The organism is Lacibacter sp. MH-610 (genome assembly GCF_045780045.1).
Lineage (GTDB): Bacteria > Bacteroidota > Bacteroidia > Chitinophagales > Chitinophagaceae > Lacibacter.
Genome location: NZ_CP116002.1, coordinates 3,337,325 through 3,356,896, shown reverse-complemented (window position 1 = coordinate 3,356,896; position 19,572 = coordinate 3,337,325). Strand labels below are relative to the sequence as shown.

Genomic DNA, 19,572 nt, shown 5'->3' with positions numbered 1-19,572 from the left:
ACTATGAGCGAGAAAAGAGATAGACGGGCAAATACATGGGCGGGTATTACGTCTTTCATTCCTATTATTGGCGGCAGTATTTCAAAAGGAATACAGCAGGGCAATCTTGCCAAGCGACAGAAAGAAGAAGCTGACAGAATAAAGCTCAACGACCCCACCTACAAAGAAAGTGAGTATGCCAAAGAAGCGCTGACAACGGCAAGGCAGCGGATGGGTGGCAGGATGCCCGGCGCAACGGCCTTGCAGGGAGGATTACTTAGTAACCAGGCCAATGCGTTTACCAATTTAAGCAGGGCTGCTTCCAACCCCCAGCAGTTGATTGCAGGTGCGGGAGGATTGCAGCAGAATACGAATAATGCTTTGAACCAGTTAGCCATACAGGAGGCGCAGTACACGGATTCTTTGTTTGGAAATTTAAACAGTGCTTTGGATGTGATGCGGCAGGAAGGTGATAAAGTGTATGGAGACCAGTTACGGAAGTTTAACCGTGATTTTGAAATGAAACAAAATTTACTGAACAGTGCGGAGCAGAATAAAATGGCATCAAGACAGGCACCTAACAATGCCTTTAACCAGTTGCTGGATACGGGTATTAAAGTAGGTAGTGCTCTTTATGGTATGGGTGCGTTTGGGGGAAGTAAAATGCCAGACTTACAAACACAGGGAGCAAATGTAAAAGGTTTTAGTACTTCACCGGGCGGGCTGCCCACAACGGCCAACCGCACCAGCAGTATAACTCCCGCTTCTTCTTTTCAGTTTCCACAGTTAATAAATTATAACAGAAGATAATGGTAGCAAATATAGTATTACCCAGCAATGAAGTACCAGTGCCTGATATTGGCAATGCCATCCTGCAGATAAGAAGCAGGCAGGAGGCGCTGCAGCGCAAGCAGCAGCAAGACCAGGAGGACACCATACGGTATTTAACCGAGAAACTGGACTATTCCAAGTTTGGAACGGGAACGGCCGCCGATGAGAATATCAACAACATGCTGAATGGTATTTACACGAAGTATGCGGATAGGATTAAAAACAACAAAGGGATGAACAGCGGGCAGGTGTTATTTGAGATGCAGCAGGATGTGAATGGTATTAAAGCCTACTCACAGAACGTGCAGGCGTTGCGAAAAAATATTGATGATTATGTAACCAAGTACACACAAAACGCAAAAGATATTGACGGTAATCTGTTAAAGAGAAATGCTTTGACCAATGCGCTGTTTAAGATTGACCCCAATACAGGGCAACCAAAACTAAAAGACCCCGGCGAGATTGACCCGAATGTGGACTATGTGGGAGAGATTATTAAGAACAGGCCGGAGGATGTGTTTGGCACCAATTTGATGTGGGTGAACGACCGTATAAAAGCAATGGAAGAAACACCATTAAGCGGTGAGGTGGTGAGAGACAGGGGCGGAGTGAAAAGAACAGCCATGTGGGAAGCAAAGCTGAAACCATTTGAAACGGTGCTGTATGATGGAGAAGGTAAACCAAAGGGTGCGGGCATTAAAACAAAAGTGGAAAAGTTGTTTGGGAAAGATGTGGCTACCCTTGACCCGGAAGTATATGGTATTATGTTTGGCGGCAGTGAAGATGAATTTAGGATAAGGGCGGCTATGAGAAGGATGGCAAAGGAGAAAGGCGTATTTGTTGACCCCAATACACCCGAAGGAGAAATTATGAAACGTGCGGTGGCGTATGATCTGTTAAAAGGTTTCAGGCCGCAGGGAGATTTTAAGTATAAGGATAAGGAGGATGAAGATACATGGAGATCCAAGCAGAATGCGGGGATAACGATTATTAACCAGGGGGGCGGTAAGAAGGATGAAGTGCCAACCTATGATATGTTTGGTGAGGTAGAGAACGTGCTGAAAGCCGAGAACAGGATAGAAAGAGGCGTTGGCATCAGCCCGAAACTATTGCCGATTGATATACAAACACAGATCAAAACCAACCTTGAAAACAGCGGGTATAAAGATATTACGCCTGATAAGTATTGGTTGAAAATGGGGGAAGATGGTGTGATTAATATTTACCGTAAAAAGGGAAGTCAGTTAACGTTTGAAGTAATGGGAACGATTAGCAAACCCGGAATGAATATAGAGGCAAATAAAAAACTTGGGCAAAAAGCCACTCAAAAAGCGGCTAAAGATCAAAAACAAACAACAACTCCTTCGGGAATACAATGGAAGTAATATGCCGGATCAAATTGAGCAATATTATAATTATTTGAAAGGCGCCGGTGCTGATGTGGCACCTACGCTTCAATCCTTTCGTAAGACTCTTGCTGATGATAAAACAGCAAAACAGTATTATGAATATCTGAGACAGAATAAATTTGATGCCCCCGACACTTACGAATCATTTGCGGGTACGTTAGGTATTAAAAAAAAAGTTGGTGGCGCACCATCTGGCTTAACTTCAGAGGAACAAAATAAGTACAACCTTATTTTACAAAAGCAACAGGAGTTTATGCGTAGTGGCGGCAAGCAACCTGCTAAGCAGGATAATCTTGTGCTTCCTCAGCCTATTCAAAAAATAAAGACCGCAGAACAGCAAGACGGCAGAACGGTTTTGCAAAAAGATAAAGACGCAAGAGGCAACAAAGAAACCGCTTTACAAATTCAAAAAAGGATTATTAAAGAACAAACATCAAAGCCGGGGATGCCCGCTGTGGCTGCGCCTGAGCCCGTGGTAGATGGGCTGAATGTAATTACCGATCCTGATGAAATATTGGGGTACAACTTACGAAACCCTGAAAAGAATAAAGTACAGGTAAAATATGAGCAAGAGCAACAGAAGAAAAAAGAAACCGAAGAACTGATTGAACAGGCGCAGGCGGATGTGTTTTACAATACACCCGCAGGAAAGTTTTACTACAATATTTTTAAACCATTAGCAAAAGCTGGTGGCGCCGGGCTTGCCAATCTAACGAGTGGTACAGTACGAACAGCAGGCGATATAATTGGTGCAGACGAAATTACCGGGGAGTGGGCGGATGCTATTTACGATTACATACACCCGGACAAACGATGGACGGAAGAGAAAACTAATTGGATGGGTAAAACACCTACCCCATTGCAGGGTAATTTGTTTAATGACGGTAAACTGAATGCGGCTAAGATAGTACCATCAACCGTAGAAACGCTTACCAATATGGCCTGGCTGTTTGGTACGGCGGCAGTGGGTAACGCTGCGGGTGCTGGTAGTGTTCCATCACTGATTGGAGCTTCTTACATTAATACGCAAAGCGATTACAGGGAAGCAGGGAAGCAGGCGGGGTTGAAAGGTGAAGCGCTTGATAATTTTACCACCATGAGTGCGGGGCTCACCTCTTTACTGGAAGCGTTTAGCCCGAACAAACTGATTACCGGAGGTGTAAAAACCCAGATGGCGAAAGAATATGCGGAATATTTGGCAAAGGGCTATACTTCCAAACTGGCGTTCAAGCAGGCATCAAAGCAACTGGCCAAGGAGATAACCACGGAGAATATACAGGAAATTTCACAGGGTGCGGGTGATAAGATGGTGCGTTTGCTGTTTGACAAAACCAGTGAAAAGCCTTTGTTTAACGATGATCTTTCCTGGAATGGGATTAAAGATGAGTTGTTTGAAACCATGGTACTGACAACATTCAGTACCGGTGCTTTATCAACTCCCGGTGCCATCCGTAACAGCAGACCCAGCACTTTTGAAAAAAGTGCATGGTATAATGTGGCGCAAAACCCTGAGCAGTTTAATGCGTTCATCAATAAACAGGTGCAGGAAGGAAAAATGGACCTGCCCAAGATGCAGGTGCTTACGGATAATTACAACAAATACCGTGGAGCGGTGGAGCAGGCTAAGCAGTTTGGGTTTAGTGAACACCAGGCGGTAGAAGCAGCGTGGCAAATATTTAAGGGTCGTGAACTGGACAATGAGTACAAACGCATTGCCAATAACCCCGTATTAAAAGAGGCGGTGGGCAATGAAATAAAAGAGGAACAGAAACAAACGGGCAACGAGGTAAAACGTATTGGCTTGGGCATTCCGGATGTGGGTGGTGAACTGAGTGGTGGCGAAGTGGTGCAGATTGTAAACCATATAGGTGATAAGTTTGGAGAGCCAACCGCTGAGATGCAGGAACGTATTGGGGCTAATGAATACAGGGTGGAAGAAATTGATTTGAAAAACCTCTATGAAACAGATGCAGGGTTTAAGAATTACGTGGAGAATTACGACCGTAAAGAAAAGAATAAGGATGGGTTGATAGTACCTGCAATCATGGCAAAAGACGGTACGATTGAAGATGGCAAGAGCAGGCTGGCCCAGCAATACATTAACGGGGAAACCAAGGCAAAAGTTTTTCAACCATTAAAAACAAATATCAATGAAAGGGAAGAAAAAGGGCAAGAAGAATTGTTGACCGGTTCTGATGCCATGACAAAGCAACAACCTGCGGCGGCCAAACCAAAGCAGGTTGTATTACCTCAGCAACAGGAATACAAAGGCCGGAGGTTGAAGGTGGTGTATGATGGCAATAAGCGGGTGGTGAAGGGTAAGAACGGCAAGGTAATAAAGCAGGACACACCCGAAGCCAAACGTATTTTACGGCAGCATGAGGACAATTACAATTACAATTTTGGACAACCGGCAGCCACGGAGCAAATGCCTGAAAACATAGCACCTGAACAGGCGGGCAGGTGGATTGCGGAGAACAGTAATAACCCGGCAGAAGTGGCGGGGCTGTATTTGCAAGAGCCCGGGCAAACAAGATTTAGGGATAAGAAAGAAGAACTGATTGCTGAATACGGTATTGGTAAATTTACCAGCAGTGATTTTGCGGGTGTAGATGATAAGGCCAATATTACCGCAGGCATGGCGAAAAGTTATTTTGCCGGTAAGAGTAATGCAGCCGTACAGGGGATAGATGTTTATGCCAAAGAACTGAGCGATCACTACGGAATTGAGTTTACGCCACAGGATGTGGCAGATTTTATAAAACGTTTTCCGAACCGGGAGTTTGGTGGTACAGACAGGACAGAAACCGCAGAAGCGGCGGCCCAGCGTTTTGAAGATCTGACAGGCATACCATTGACGGATAGGGTGGCTGCTATGGCCGCTGCACAGTTTGCGCCCGAAGAACTGGTGAACGAAGCAAGGCAGGAAGAAGATGCGGAAGCAGAACGACCATTGACCGAGGATGAGATTTTGGAGATTAACAGTTTGTTACAGGAGGACTTTGAAAATAGTGATAACTTAGATACCTTTACGGACGATGAAACAGGAACTATACCTGAAACAGATACAGCAGCAGATGCCCAACCTGGCACCGGAGCAGCAGCAGAAAGCGGCGGCACACCTGTACAAGAAGGCGGTGAACAAACGGGTGCTGAGCAAGATGAAGAAATCTACGAGCAAAACGATGACGACTTAATTGGATCTCTTGCGGCAGAACTTGAAAATGAACTCAACAACCCAACGGAATTAGGAACGGGTGGTTTTGCCAGCGAAACAAAACAATACGATGCAGCAATCTTACGGACAAATGAGCAATCAACCACAGCATTCGGCAACTTATCCGGGTTATCCGCTTCTGCCATTGAAAGAAGTTTGGAAGCAACTGGAAGAGTATTATGGGTTGAATATTCAAAGCAACAGGGAGATGGTATTGCTGAACAGCAGCCTGTTCCGATCAGCTACAAAAGAGCAGCAGATGCCCGACAATTGGGCGGCGGGGTATTATTGGCTGGCGACCAAGACTACAGCGGAGCAACTTTGCAAAACATACGGCAAGAATTTGGAACAGGAAGCGAACAGTTTAAATACGAGCTTTCCCATGTGCTTGCCACAAGATTATTGCAGCCAGGTAACTTCACAGGAAAACTTTTACGGAGTAATAAAGCACTTTCAGCCGTTGATATAATACTGGACAACAACCCCAATCCAGACAGTTACTTTTTAATTTATAACTCAGCCGGTTTTATAAAAATAAACATGGCGGCCGCTGCTAAGAGGTATGAACTTCTTGGTGAGCAGGCGTTTTGGCCTTATGCGGAAACTGCTTTGCAGGAAGAGGTGATTCATGCCGTGAGTGATGTGATTACCTCCGAAGCAGAGTGGGAAACCATATACAACGAACTTACGCCGGATGAGGTAGCAAGTATTAAAGAACTGTACGACAAAGACGATCTTACCAACAAACAGGTAGCTGGTGAATACGTGCGTATGATGGTGCAGGAAAAGGTGTTTGGTGTAACTACCGAACTGTTTACACTGCGTTCTACAACGGGATTACTGAATACATTTAAAAAGTTACTGAGTTATTTGAAGGGTGTATTTGCAGGCAACCCCAACCGTGTGAGCAAGGAAGTGATTGAAAGAGTGGAGACGGCGGTAAGGGAAATGAATGCAGAGGTAAAAGCCGGTGTTGGCAAATTAGGAGAAGTGGGTACGGGAAGGTTTGATGATGAATTGGGCGTTGATATTGTGGATGGTTTTTACAGCAGTCTTGAAAAAAGGCTGGCCGATATGAAGCCTGTAAAGATACCGCCGAAGCAATGGAAGGAGCGGCTGAAAAGCCAGGAGGCGGAGTTTACCGGATTGAATGCGTGGCTGGACAGCAAGAAAGAAAGCGTATCAAAAGAAGAGGTGCAGCAGTTTTTAAAAGATAACAGGATTGAGATAAAAGAGGTTAGGTTAGGCGAAAAAGAATACTCAACCCAGTGGGAAAAGATGAAGGACGGCTGGAAAAGAAAGATTGGCAATAGGTGGACGTTTGTTTGGGAATACCCATCAGGTATTTATGGACAAGGGCCAAGTGGCTATCAACGAAAATTTAATTCAGTAGAAGAAGCAAAGAATCATTTTGATGAAGATGATACGTCTGCCAGCTCAAAGCCGACAAAGTATTTTCAATATCAACTTCCCGGCGAAAAGAGTAATTATAAAGAGGTGTTGGTGACGTTGCCCCCTGCAAAAAAAGGACAAGAGATGTTTCGGGGTTCTCATTTTGATGAATACAACATCCTCGTTCACTTGCGCATGAACACCCGTACAGATGCGGATGGTAATAAGTTATTGTTTATTGAAGAAGTGCAGAGTGATTGGGGGCAGAAGGGGAAGAAGGAAGGGTTTGATAATAAAGAGCTTGAAAAAGAACGAAACACCTTGCTCGATGAAAGACGTAACCTTGAGAAAAAAGAGAGTGAAAATATAGTTGTTAAAAAAGTTGGGAATACTGGATTTGTAAACGATTTTCAAACTACATACAAAAACGAAGATTTACAAAAATCAATAAACCAAAGATATAAAGAGATAGATGATCGTATATTAAAAATAAATTCTCAAACAGGTATAACACCATCCGCCCCCTTCGTTACAGACACAAACGCATGGGTTAAACTTGGGTTGAAGGTAGCCCTTAAAGAAGCTATTAAGCAAGGTGCTGATAAGATTGCATGGACTACTGGTGAGCAGCAGAATGAACGATATGATTTGAGTAAGCAGGTGAAAAGTATTGAAGTTGAAAAAGTTGATGATGTACCTAATTTATTTTTTGTTGACATCAATATGCTCAATGAAACAAAAACACACAACTTAGAAGTAGAAAACGGCATAGTAAGACAAGGTGAATTTGTTGGGCAAAAACTTGAAGATATAGTAGGTAAAGATGTATCTGAAAAAATACTTAACGGCGGCACTCAAACATTAACAGGCGACAATCTAAAAGTTGGCGGCAAGGGCATGAAAGGATTCTACGGCAACCCTGCCGATGGTAGCCTTGGCATTGTGGGTAATGTAGCGAAGAGTTTGTTTAAGCAGGAGATTAAGACTTCAACTATAAAAACAGGCGCAAATCTTGAAACTGATGGCGAAGTTGGATTTTATGAACTTAGTGATGGCGAGTATGCAGTAGAATACAAAGGAGAGCAAAAAGAGTTTGATAATATTACAGATGCACAAAACTATTACGATAGTATTACTAAATCCACATCTACCCAGCACTCCGTAGATATTACTCCCGAATTAAAAATGGCGGTAAACAGAGGATTGCCATTTGAGATGGGCACCGGCGGTTTTGGTTCCAACTTCAACAACAATGCAACGGTTAAAAACTTTATTCAGAAAAACCAAAAGCGCATTTACGATGCAGTAAATCAACTACTGGCAAGCGGCAAAACAGAAGCAGAAGTAGCTTTGGAGCTGCAACAAAAGATGGGCTTCTCTCCCATGCTTTCTTATAACATTATTGCAAATGCAAAGCTGGCACCAAAGCAAGCCACAAAAAAAACATCAACTAAGGCAACGCAAAGTCCACTACATACACAAAACGTATTTACAACAGCAGATATTGAAACAGCTACTCCCAAAGAATTACCTCCCTTTGCAAAGGCAAGAAAAGCAATCAATAAATGGCTGGGTAAAAATTTCAGCATTGGCAAGGGGCTTCCTAATTGGATTGCCGGTATGCGTGAAGCATCTGTTGGCAGTAAGAGTGCCGATGTTCGTAAAGCGGTACAAATAATTGACCGGTTGAAGAAAATTGCAAAGCAGGAAAAGTTTGACAATTGGGATGCGGTTGACAAGGTATTGCGTGGGGAGGCAGACCCTTCTACGCTGCCTGATGCTATTGCCGCTCCTGTAATTGAAATGAGGGCTTTTATAGATGGGCTTTCAAGAGATTTGGTGGTGGGTGGTTTGGTTACGCCAAGCCAGGCAGTAACGATTGAAAGTAACTTAGGTTCTTACATGAACCGTTCTTATAAAATGTTTGAACAGAAAAAATGGGCAAAGGATATACCGCAAAACGTAAAAGCAGATGCAATTCGTTTTTTAGCACAAAGGGCGTATGCTCAACTGTACGGAGAAAAATATGGAGATACAGATGCAGGCGTGGATAATGATTTGAAAACAGAAGCATTAAAGCAAGCAGAGCGTGAGTTCCAGGAAATTATTGATGATGTGGAAGAAGCGTATGGGTTAAGAACTTCCAATGATAAAAAAGACGTGGGCGTATTAAAGCAGCGAAAGGATATACCCAAAGAGATACGTGAATTACTTGGAGAGTATGCTAACCCCGGACTTACGTTTGCAATGACGGTGGCAAAACTTACATCATTAAAAGCATCTGCTACAATGCTTGTTGCTGTAAAAAACAAAGGCATGGGTACTTTGTTTTTTGAGGCAGATGACAAAAACAGACCAGCCAGTCACAGCGTACAATTTGCCGGAGAAGGCAGTGCCGTATGGTCGCCACTTAACGGATTGTACACAACACCCGAAATAAAAGAAGCCTTTGATGCCAGTGAAGATCATCTCAATACTTTTTGGAAAGGCTACATGCGGCTGGTAGGTGCTATCAGGTGGGGTAAAACGGTATTATCTCCTGTTACTCAAATTAAAAACTTTGAAAGTAACGTGGGATTCTCTATTATGAATGGGCATTGGGATGTAAGAAATGCCGCAACCGCTTTTCGATACATGGGTTCTGTGGTGGCCGTAAGAGATAATGCGGGCAAGGCAGAAAACATTGTTGACAAATTAACAAGGCTTGGGCTGATTGACCAGGGGGTGAATATTGGAGAGATACGGAAGATGCTGCAGGATAATGAACTGCAAAGAATTGTATTGGAGCAATCAGATAAAAAAGATTATAATGTTTTCAAGAAACTGTATAACTACCTCAACAACGTGTACTCTGGTTCTGATAGCTTTTTCAAACTGTATGGATTTTTAAACGAAGCACAGATATGGGCCAGGGCTAAGTTTGACAAAGACTATAAAGACCTTAGTACTGATGAAATGAAAGAAGTAGATGGCATTGCAGCAGAAAGAATTAAAAATACATACCCTACTTATTCAAGGGTGTGGGATGGTGCCAAGTGGCTAAGTGAGCGTGTGCCGCTGGTGGGTAACTTCTTATCGTTTCAGGCTGAATCTTTACGTGTGTTGTTTAATTCATTAGGGTATGCTTCGGTTGATTTGAAAAGCAGCGATGCAGCTACAAGGAAAGTGGCTGTTAAAAAATTAGCAACGGGAGTGCTGCCTTATATTGGTATGCGTACTGCATTAATGTACGCAACTGTTCAATTAACAGGCGTTGGTGTAAGCGGGTTACTTTCTTTTTTAAACGATGATGATGAAGATGAAAAAAGAGATGATCTGAACAGGTATGTACCACCATTCATGCGCAGTGGCGATAAGATATATGTGAAAGATAAAGAAGGCAAGATTGTAGTGTACAACCTTTCCTCTATTGATAACTACGGTGCGTTTTTCAAGGTGTTTAATGCCATGACCAATGGATCAGAAAGTTTTGAAAAAGAGGGAATGGCTTCGGCTTTATACGAATTACTTTCTCCGTTTGTAGAACAGGAAATGTTGTTTGAATCTATAATGGAAGTTCAATTTAATGAAAACAGTTATGGTGCCAATATTTACAAAGAAGGCGACTTGCCCGGTGATAAATTTATTAAAAGCGCTACCTACATTATTGATAAGATGAAGCCATCTGCCATAGACTTTGGCAAACGACTGGCAAAAGAACCAAACAGGGAAGTGGCAGCATTAGTAGGTATGAAACCATACGAAGTAAACTTTGACCGCAGTTTTTATTTTAAGACGAAACAAACAGCCCTTGCGCTTGCAGATGAAAACGATGATTTCTACAAAAGAAGGTATGCTATTAACAATGACACAAAGCTATCAACACAAGAGAAAAACAAACAGTTAAAAGCACTTAAAACAGAAATTGATGAAAATATTAAAAGAATCATCAGCGGATTGAGCAGGGATTACCAAGCGGCTTTAAGGCTGGGGGCAAACGGGCAAAATTTATCTCAGACGGTTAAGAAGCAAAAGTGGTTTGAAGGATTTGATGAAGATGTAAAAAAAGCGGTTTTGACAGGTAAGATGCCAAAGAAAGGGTTTATGGAGATAAAAGCAAAGCAAAAATCAAAAGACAACAAGGACGATGCCGACTAAGATACAGCAATACATAGACGAGCAGTTACAGAAAAGCCAAGAGAAGCTGGGAACGGCTGCGTTTAAGAACGTGCCGCAAACGGGGCAGATTGCATTGGAGGGGCAGATTACTACCGGTGATGATGTGCGGGTGAAAGAATCTATGCAGAAAAGCACGTATGATGCCAATAAAGACGGTACGGTGGATAATGCAAAAGAAGTAGATGGCAACACGCCCGCTGATTTGCTGGACAGGGCCAACCATACAGGAACGCAATTGAGTGGTACTATATCAGACTTTAACAGTGCGGTGGACAGTTTATTGTTGTGGAAGTATGTAACCAAGGGTACGAGCCAAGTAAAAAACAGCGATACCACGCTTGCCAATGACACGGAATTAGTAGTGCCATTAAGCGCCAGTAATTTATACCGTGTAAAGTTTTACGTGCTGCTGACAACGGCTAACGCTGCGATGGATTATAAGTTTGCATTGAACTTTAGCGGCACCACTACCAGTTTTTATGCAAAGGTAAAGTATGTACCGGCGGGTGATGTGAATGAAAATATAGTTGTACAAAACAGCATTATTAGCAGCACTTCTGTTGCTGCAGCTACAAGTGGTGTAGCTTATGTAGAAATTGATTGCATTGTAGATGTTTTAACGAGTGGCAGTTTAGGATTTCAATGGGCACAGGATACCAGTGATGCAGGTAATTTAACGGTGCTGAAAGGAAGTTATTTGGAATACGCAATAATGAATCCTCCACTTTAAAAAAAGCGGTGGATTTTTTTTGCTATTTTTGAGATACATTTTGTATCTGTTATGCAATACACAGAAAAAGAATTTAATCGGTGTTTGGTAAACCCGATGCGGAAACAACTACTACACAAAGACACAAAGCTGGAAAGCATTTGGAAGGGTGCGGAAGATGAAGATAATTTCTTTATTGACGATGTTCCACGGGAAAAAATATGCAGATACATAGTGTGCATGTATGACCCCGAAAGCCCTTTGCTTAAAGAAAGTGTGTTTGCCCAGCGTAAAGCAGATGCGGCGGTGATAGCCGGGTATGACTTGGATGCGGATGCAAAGTTTTTGGAAGAGCATGTGTATAGCTGCAGCAATGAATATGTGCTTACGGTATTGGTGAATTACCAGCGGCTGAGTAATAACCGGCTGATGGCTTCGATCAATGCTGATGAGCAAACCTATTGGGAGTTTGTAAAACGACTGATGGAACCTATTACGAAAAGCGAGAAGGACAAGGACATGATGAGTGCGCTGGATATTAAAACCAAACTGAGTGAGGCAAAGGAAGTGATTAATAAGCGGCTTACGGAAAACTGGAAGAAGCTGTTTGCCGGGGATGAGGACGCAGTGAAGGAAGTGGTAAAGCGAAATGTTTTTAGGCCTGAACATCAAGCAGGAATTGTATAAATATGTTTAAACCCATTCATAACGGTAAGTGTGTAACGGTGTACGGCTTAAAATGCTGGATACCTCCTGTGGGGTTTGGCTATCACTCCGACCCGGACCAGGCACGGATGATTGAGGCTAAAACAGGGCTGGCGCAACCACTGCTGGAACGGGTGGATGTGATTAAGCGAAGCACAAAAAAAGAAGAACAGTATTGGGAGCGACCTGATATACCTGCTGAGGTAAACGAATGGTTTGAAGAAGAACGGGATCGGCAATTAACAGAACCCGAATGGCAGCACCCGGAACTGGCAAAGATTTCTCAACGGGAATGGCACAGAAGAAGATACGGTGTGTGGTTTTATAACAACGGTGTGCCTGAGTATATAACAGGGCCCAACTACTATTTTCTTACCTACTGGGCCATGAACAGCGATACGGGCTATCCTGACTTTCGGAAGATTGACCAGGAGTATTTTTATTTCTGGGCGTATTGTTATGAGGATCCAAAATGCTACGGGATGAATGACATTGAGAAGCGCCGGAATGGTAAAACCGAGAAGGCCGCATGTATAGCTGTAGAGATTATTACCCGTACTGCAAAATCCCATGCCTACATACAAAGCAAAACCGAAGCGGATGCAAATGACTTGTTTGACTTAAAACTGATTCCTGCTTTTCGTGCCATGCCTCCGTACTTTAAGCCAGAGTATGACCGGGCGAAAGGTGACGTGCCCAAGGGAAATATTCGGTTCTTCAAAACCAGTAAGAAGGGTAAGATTGACCCTAAACTGCAGAAGGTGCCTGAATTACAATCCAGCATCAACGCCAAGGAAAGCGGAGCGAAGGCTATTGATGGTTTGAGAAGTAAAATATACATAGGCGATGAAAGTGGTAAGACAAAGGTGGATATGCTGGACAGGCATAAGGTAGTGCAGCGCTGTTGTAAAAACCAGAAAGGTGAGATTATTGGTAAAATGATTATTACCACTACGGTTGAGGAGGTAGGTTTTAAATACAAGTTTGACAAGCTGTGGGCACAAAGCAACCAGTTTGAAAGACAAAAAGACGGCAGCACTAAAAGCGGACTTTACAAATTGTTTACGCCTGCACACCGTAGTATGGATTATGACATTTACGGCTATCCGAAAGAACAGGAAGCCATTGATGCTATTAATGCGGAAAGGGAAAAGTTTAAGGATAGTGTGGAGGAATTAAATGATGTGATACGCAAAGAACCCATGACGGAGGAAGAAGCGTTTTTTGTGGATGCCAAGCAGTGCCATTTCAACCCCAACAGTTTGAATTTTAGATTGAGCGATTTGAGCCTGCTCAAAAACTACAAAGAGCGTGGCAATTTTTCATGGGCTAATGGGGAGCGTGATACGAAGGTGATATGGACACCCGACCCTACGGGCAGGTGGGAGATATGCTGGCTGTTTGATAAACCCGGGCAGAGCAATAAAGTAGAACGCAGGGGCAACCGATATATGCCGCTGAACGGTTTGCGATTTATTACAGGCTGCGACCCCTTTGACCATGACCAAGTAGAAGATACTAACCAACGAAGCAAGGGTTGTGCGTTTACATTAAAGCGCCACGATCCCAATGCGGAGAACGACCCTTATAACAAAGCCTTCATCTGCAAATACCTGTACCGGCACGAACTGGCGTACAGTTTTTATGAAGATATGATTATGCAGTGCTTCTACTTTGGAAGCCCACTGTTGTTTGAAAATAACAAAGGAGGTATTGCACGGTATTTTGAATTGAGAGGGTACAAAGATTTCTTGATTCATTACAGCGACCGTAAAGAAGCCGGTATTCCTGCCAGCACTGAGAACAAAGTGATGATGCTGGAAATTATGCAAGAGTTTTTTAAAGAACATATTGACAAACAATTTTTCCCTGATCTAATACAAGACCTGTTGAAGTTTGAAATAGCCAACACGCAAAAGTACGATTTGAGTATGGCAGCGGGGTGGACACTGTTTGCTGACCATTACAATGTAGCAGCCAAAGGAAGCACAGGATTAAAAGACGTAACAAAATTATTCAGGCGGTATGCCGCATAAAACAATAAACCATGACCTCATCATCATTTCCGAAGCACAATATTAACCCTGCAGAAAAGGGTAAGGATTGGTGCTTGCAATTTGCAAAAGCGGCGTACCACAGTTATGAAACCTCTGTAGGCAGAAAAATGTTTATGGGCAAGGCCCGTGTGTATGACGAAATAAAACAGTATATGTACGGCAGGCAGGACACCCGCAGGTATCACAAAGCCGTGGGTGTGGATGAAGAAACCAATACTACGTATGCTAATATTGATAACCGGGTACTGGCAATTGTTTCCAAACAACGCAGAACGGCGCTGGGCCTGCTGCAGAAAAGTTTATACAACATTGTAGCCACTACCATTGATACGCAGGCAAGGAATGAGGTGGATGAGTATTATGCACAGGTAAAAGCAAAACTGCTTTTAAAGAGAGCGCTGGAAGAACAGGCCCCCGAACTGGCAAACCATCCTTCTTTGATGCTGGATGCCAAAGACCCGCAGGATTTGGAGGAATTGGAAATGCAGGCAGAGTATGGTTTTAAACACCAAATGGCAATTGAGGCCGAGGATGCGGTGAATTTATCTTTTGCCTGGAATGATATTGCAAGATGCAGGGATATGGTGTTTGAAAAGCTGTTTGATGAGGGCGTGGCGGTGTATAAGGATTGGCTGGATAAGAATGGCAAACCAAAATTCAGAGTGTGTGATAACCGGAACATTGTGTGCAACTACTGCAACTATGCTGACTTTAGTGATTTGCTGTACATAGGAGAAGTGGTTGAAAAGCCTTTTCATGCGTTTACCGAAGATGCGGGTAATGCGTTTACCGAGGCAGAGTATGAACGTATTTATGAAAGCGCCAAGGCTACGTTTGGCAATGTAAACATGCCCGCCTATCAACAGAACGGATATGACAAATGCAAGGTGCAGGTATTGGAATTGCAGTGGTACAGTGTGGATGATTATTTTTTTGAAAGCCGGGTAACGGCGGCGGGTAATTTGATTTATGTACCCGTGAAGTACAGTGATCGTAAATACAACAGCAGGAATTATGACTACCGCCCCGTAACGATGGTGTACAAAGCGAAGTGGATTGTGGGTACTGATTTTATTTATGACTTTGGAAAGATGCCCAACCCTAAGCGTAACCCCAACAAAACCGGTATTGCCAAGCTGGATTACCATATTGAAGTCATCAACTTTGACCGGATGGAGTGCAAGGGTATTGGAGAGGATTTAATGACCATTGCTGACCAGATACATCTTGCATGGTTGAAGTGGCAAAATATACAGAACTCCCTTATTCCTTACATGATTGAAATTGATTTGGATGCTTTGGAAAATGTAGCGCTGGGGGCAGGTGGTGAAAAGCTGACGGCAAAAGAAGTGCTGGATATGGCATTTCAAAACGGGATATTGATAACGAGAAGGCAGGGTATAAGTGAACGGAACATCAACTACCAAGCTGTAAACTTTATACAAACCAATTACGGCGAAGCGGTGGCCGAAGCGTGGAATAATTTGGTGCGGGTGATAGGTATGGTGAACGAGATTATTGGGCTGAACGAGTTAACGGACAGCAGCACTCCCAACCCGAAGATATTGACCAACCCGGCAATGATGGCTGTGGAGGGAACCAAGAATGCGCTTTACAATATTGTGGCGGCTGAAAAACGGCTGTTATTGAAAGTGGCAAATGCGATGGTAAAGCGGATGCAGCAGGCAGTAAAGAAAGGAAAGGTGGAAGGTTATTTACCGGCGCTGGGTGAGGGTACGATGAAGTTTATACAACTGAGCCCGGATTTGGATTTGCACGAGTTTGGAATTTTTCTTGAAGATAAACTGACCGATGAAAAGCGGCAGCTATTTGTGCAGGAAGTGTTTAACTATAAGAGCCAAGGGTTGATTGACCCTACCGATGCGATATTGGTAGAGAATGAACCTAACCTAAAACGTGCTGCACAAATGCTGGCATACCGTATTGATAAGCGTAAGAAGCAGATGCAAAAAGAAGCCATGCAGCAGCAGCAAATGAACGGGCAGATACAGATACAGAGCGCACAAGCTGCAGAACAGTTTAAGCAGGAAACACTTCAATTGGAATACCAGTTAAAAGCCGAGTTGCTGAAAATGGAAATTGATGGCAAGCTGATGCTGAAACAACTGGAAGTAGAAGGCAAAGTAAGCGTAACCGATAAAGAGCAAACCACCAAAGAACGGATTAAAGACAAAGAATTGGGACTACCGCCTGCCCCGCAGCAACAGATACAAATTGAGCCTGTAACGGAAGATGAAGAAATGTAAAATAAAATTATTTTACTATTAGAATTTTTAAAATATCTTTGAGATACAAAATGTATCTGTATGGCAAAATTTATTAAAGAGGTTGAAGCATTGCAACTGGTGTTTACTGAAAAGCAGAAGAAAGAAATACTTGCTTCTAAAACACCTGTAGAGTGGGTGCTGAACTGCCCCGTTAAAAAGAATGGCAGCGATCTTTTTATTGAATTGGTGATTAACGGAGCATCTGCCATTGCACAGGAAAGCGATTACATTCTTTTGGGCAAACAGGGCGAAGTGATTGCGGTGCAGAAAAAAGATGTGTTTGAAGCAGAACACAAGGCCGTTGAAAAACCTGCCAAGGATAAAAAATAAACACAAACATGGAAGATTTACAAACACAAGAAACACAGGAGCAGGGTACAAGTGTAGAGGAACTGGAAGTGGTATCGTTAAGTGAGCTTTTGAAACCAGCGGAAACGCCGAGCAGTGAAGAACCCGCCAACCCAACACCTGAACCAGCGGCCACAACTGTAACCGCAGAACCAGCACCCGCTGCACCCGAATCAACCCCGGCACCGGAGATAGCGACCCCAAAGATTGAGTACGCTCCGCCGCCACAAAAGGAATTGACAGCCGAAGAACTTGTTCAACGGTTTGAAGATAAAACAGCTCTTTTAAAGCAATTAGGGTTAGATGATTTTCTGATTGGCGCTTTGGATTATTACAAAGCACAAGGAGACCTTACCCCTTACCTGGAAGCAAAAACGGTAGACTTTGCCAAAATGCCGGAGCAGCAGATCGTAGAGCGTAAACTCAGAGAGAAGTACGCCTCACTTGGGCTGGCCGAGGATAAGGTAAACAAACTGGTGCAGCATGACCTGATACAAACCTACAAACAGGACGAAGCTACATTTTCTGAGACAGATGTGGAGCTGGGCCGCCTGCGTATGGAAGCGGATGCTGCCCTATACCGTAAAGAGTTTATGGAGCGGCAGCAAAAATTTGCAGCACCACCTAAACAGCCACAGGAGCAGGTACAGGAACCGAGCCATGAAGAATTGATTGAAGCCACCAAGCAGCGTGTTTTGGCCGAACCGCTGGTGCAGGAGTTTGTAAAAAAGCCCCTGTTGAAGATTGGTGACGATGAACTATCATTTAACTACGAAGCAAAGAATGTGAATGCAGCATTGGGCGTGTTGGTTGATCCTGCACAAATGACTTTCTACACCTCCAAGAAAGATGAGATGGGAAGGATTTTGACGGATGTAAACGGCAACCCGGTGCCCGACTATTCATTTCTTTTGGAATTAGCCGCACACATTACAGACCGGCAGAACTACAATACGCTGCTGATGAAGCACGGTAAATCTTTGGGAACAAAACAGATTGCAGAGCAACTGAACCCCGAAGCGCCGAGCGGACAGGCAGTAGTACCTGATAGTGCCCCTGTAAACACGATGCAGGCGCTTGCTGATGCTTTACGACAGGAGCACGGGTAAAACATTTTTAACTATTAAACCTTATCAATTATGCCACAAGGATTAGGCACTCAAAATAAAAAGACCGTAAGTGCGGTGGATATGTACGACGCAAGAGACATATTCCGTGACGGTATCTTAGACATCTACGACCAGGAAGGGTTGATGGATATTTTAAAGCTCAGTAACCGTATGGAGAAACACACTTCTTCCAACTGGGTATTTCACAATTTTACAGATGAGGATGTGAACCGTACAGTAACCGCTCAGGCAACTGTATTAACAAGCGGAACACCATCTGTAACCGTTCCTATTAACGTACAAAACTATGTGCGTGAGGGGGATTTGATTACTACCGTTTCCGGAAAGCAGGCCCGTGTGTTTTCAGTAACAAGGGGTACACCTGACAGCATGGTTATTAAATCTGTTGACGGTGGCAACCTTACTGTAACAGCCGGTGACGTGCTGGTTGTGGGTAGCCGTGCAGAGCGTGAAAACAGTAACGCTCCTGAGAACCTGAATTTTACTCCTACCAAAGCATTGGGTAAGATTCAAGCGTTTTCTGAAACCTACCGGATTACCGATGTTGAAAAGTTTGATACCAAAGAAGTAAGCGTACAGGGCAGCAAAATGATTGTTGACTACGGTGCGTTGAAAACATTGCAGAAACTTTTAAGCCAGGTAAACTATCAGATGATTGCAGGGCAGATGAGTGCTACCAGTTTTTCTGACAGCGCTCCCGGTGATGTGGATGCTGATGGCTACACGTATCAAAGCACCCGTGGCTTGCATGATTACATTGCCTTTGGTGGTGGCGTAAGCGACAGTGTGGCTTCTGCAGGTACGTTTACAAAAGCCGATCTGGACGACCATGTAAACCAGATTGTAGCTAACAGAACAACCGCTACATCGTTCCTCGGTTTGCGTTCTACCAAGATTGCAAACATTATGGACAGTTATTTTAAAGGCACCAGCAATACCGGAATGACCAGTGCAAGGCTGCAGGTGGATGGCAAGGAGATCAACTTTGATGTTGAAAAAGTTACATCTGGTGGTTTAACCTTCCAATACGCTGTATTGCCCATATTGAACAACCCACGTTTGTTTAATATGACCGGTAATATTTTCCATAACACGCTTTACCATATTCCACTTGACAAAGTGAAGCTGGTGGGCGGTGGTTATGCCGGCCGCATCCGCCTCCGTTATAAAAATACTCCTTCTGAGTATGGTAACGGTATGATTGCGGAAGCACACAGCGGTATGTTTGGCAAAGGCGGTAACAGCCTGAAAGCAAACATGGAGAAGCGTTTTTACACTGCGCAGGGGCTTGAAATTCTTGGCCCTCAGCACTTCTCAAAGTTGCAGTTCATTTAATACCAAAGGGGAGG

Annotated in this window: 10 protein-coding genes; all 10 read left to right on the top strand. The window is 43.6% G+C overall.

Annotated elements, in window-relative coordinates:
* Positions 1 to 3 precede the first annotated feature (3 nt).
* The 10 genes from PDL71_RS15515 to PDL71_RS15470 are packed head-to-tail and all read left to right on the top strand — an operon-like array spanning position 4 to position 19,558.
* Positions 4 to 789, top strand: coding sequence for a hypothetical protein (locus PDL71_RS15515; protein ID WP_407522681.1), 786 nt, complete (start codon positions 4 to 6; stop codon positions 787 to 789).
* Complete coding sequence (locus PDL71_RS15510) at positions 789 to 2,195, top strand: hypothetical protein (protein WP_407522680.1); 1,407 nt, start codon at positions 789 to 791, stop codon at positions 2,193 to 2,195. Before PDL71_RS15515 ends, PDL71_RS15510 begins: the two co-directional genes overlap by 1 nt.
* Position 2,196: 1 nt before the next feature.
* Positions 2,197 to 10,965, top strand: coding sequence for a hypothetical protein (locus tag PDL71_RS15505; protein WP_407522678.1), 8,769 nt, complete (start codon positions 2,197 to 2,199; stop codon positions 10,963 to 10,965).
* Complete coding sequence (locus PDL71_RS15500) at positions 10,955 to 11,716, top strand: hypothetical protein (protein WP_407522676.1); 762 nt, start codon at positions 10,955 to 10,957, stop codon at positions 11,714 to 11,716. The genes PDL71_RS15505 and PDL71_RS15500 overlap by 11 nt, the downstream gene beginning before the upstream one ends.
* A 51-nt stretch (positions 11,717 to 11,767) precedes the next feature.
* The gene (locus tag PDL71_RS15495; protein ID WP_407522674.1) at positions 11,768 to 12,382 is read left to right on the top strand and encodes a hypothetical protein; all 615 of its coding nucleotides are present in this window, start codon (positions 11,768 to 11,770) and stop codon (positions 12,380 to 12,382) included.
* Positions 12,383 to 12,384: 2 nt separating this feature from the next.
* Positions 12,385 to 14,436, top strand: coding sequence for a hypothetical protein (locus PDL71_RS15490; protein ID WP_407522672.1), 2,052 nt, complete (start codon positions 12,385 to 12,387; stop codon positions 14,434 to 14,436).
* Between the two features lie 11 nt (positions 14,437 to 14,447).
* Positions 14,448 to 16,724, top strand: a complete 2,277-nt coding sequence (locus PDL71_RS15485) for a hypothetical protein (RefSeq protein WP_407522670.1) — start codon at positions 14,448 to 14,450, stop codon at positions 16,722 to 16,724.
* A gap of 60 nt (positions 16,725 to 16,784) precedes the next feature.
* Positions 16,785 to 17,075, top strand: a complete 291-nt coding sequence (locus PDL71_RS15480; protein ID WP_407522668.1) for a hypothetical protein — start codon at positions 16,785 to 16,787, stop codon at positions 17,073 to 17,075.
* 8 nt (positions 17,076 to 17,083) lie between these two features.
* Complete coding sequence (locus PDL71_RS15475) at positions 17,084 to 18,202, top strand: hypothetical protein (RefSeq protein WP_407522666.1); 1,119 nt, start codon at positions 17,084 to 17,086, stop codon at positions 18,200 to 18,202.
* A 30-nt stretch (positions 18,203 to 18,232) separates the two neighbouring features.
* A complete protein-coding gene (locus tag PDL71_RS15470) occupies positions 18,233 to 19,558 on the top strand; it encodes a hypothetical protein (RefSeq protein ID WP_407522664.1) in 1,326 nt (441 codons plus the stop codon).
* The last annotated feature ends 14 nt before the right edge of the window (positions 19,559 to 19,572 follow it).

Coding starts and splice junctions, on each gene's coding strand:
- PDL71_RS15500 (WP_407522676.1), top strand. CDS start 10,955: ATGCCGACTAAGATACAGCAATACATAGACGAGCAGTTACAGAAAAGC.
- PDL71_RS15470 (WP_407522664.1), top strand. CDS start 18,233: ATGCCACAAGGATTAGGCACTCAAAATAAAAAGACCGTAAGTGCGGTG.
- PDL71_RS15510 (WP_407522680.1), top strand. CDS start 789: ATGGTAGCAAATATAGTATTACCCAGCAATGAAGTACCAGTGCCTGAT.
- PDL71_RS15515 (WP_407522681.1), top strand. CDS start 4: ATGAGCGAGAAAAGAGATAGACGGGCAAATACATGGGCGGGTATTACG.
- PDL71_RS15485 (WP_407522670.1), top strand. CDS start 14,448: ATGACCTCATCATCATTTCCGAAGCACAATATTAACCCTGCAGAAAAG.
- PDL71_RS15475 (WP_407522666.1), top strand. CDS start 17,084: ATGGAAGATTTACAAACACAAGAAACACAGGAGCAGGGTACAAGTGTA.
- PDL71_RS15490 (WP_407522672.1), top strand. CDS start 12,385: ATGTTTAAACCCATTCATAACGGTAAGTGTGTAACGGTGTACGGCTTA.
- PDL71_RS15495 (WP_407522674.1), top strand. CDS start 11,768: ATGCAATACACAGAAAAAGAATTTAATCGGTGTTTGGTAAACCCGATG.
- PDL71_RS15505 (WP_407522678.1), top strand. CDS start 2,197: ATGCCGGATCAAATTGAGCAATATTATAATTATTTGAAAGGCGCCGGT.
- PDL71_RS15480 (WP_407522668.1), top strand. CDS start 16,785: ATGGCAAAATTTATTAAAGAGGTTGAAGCATTGCAACTGGTGTTTACT.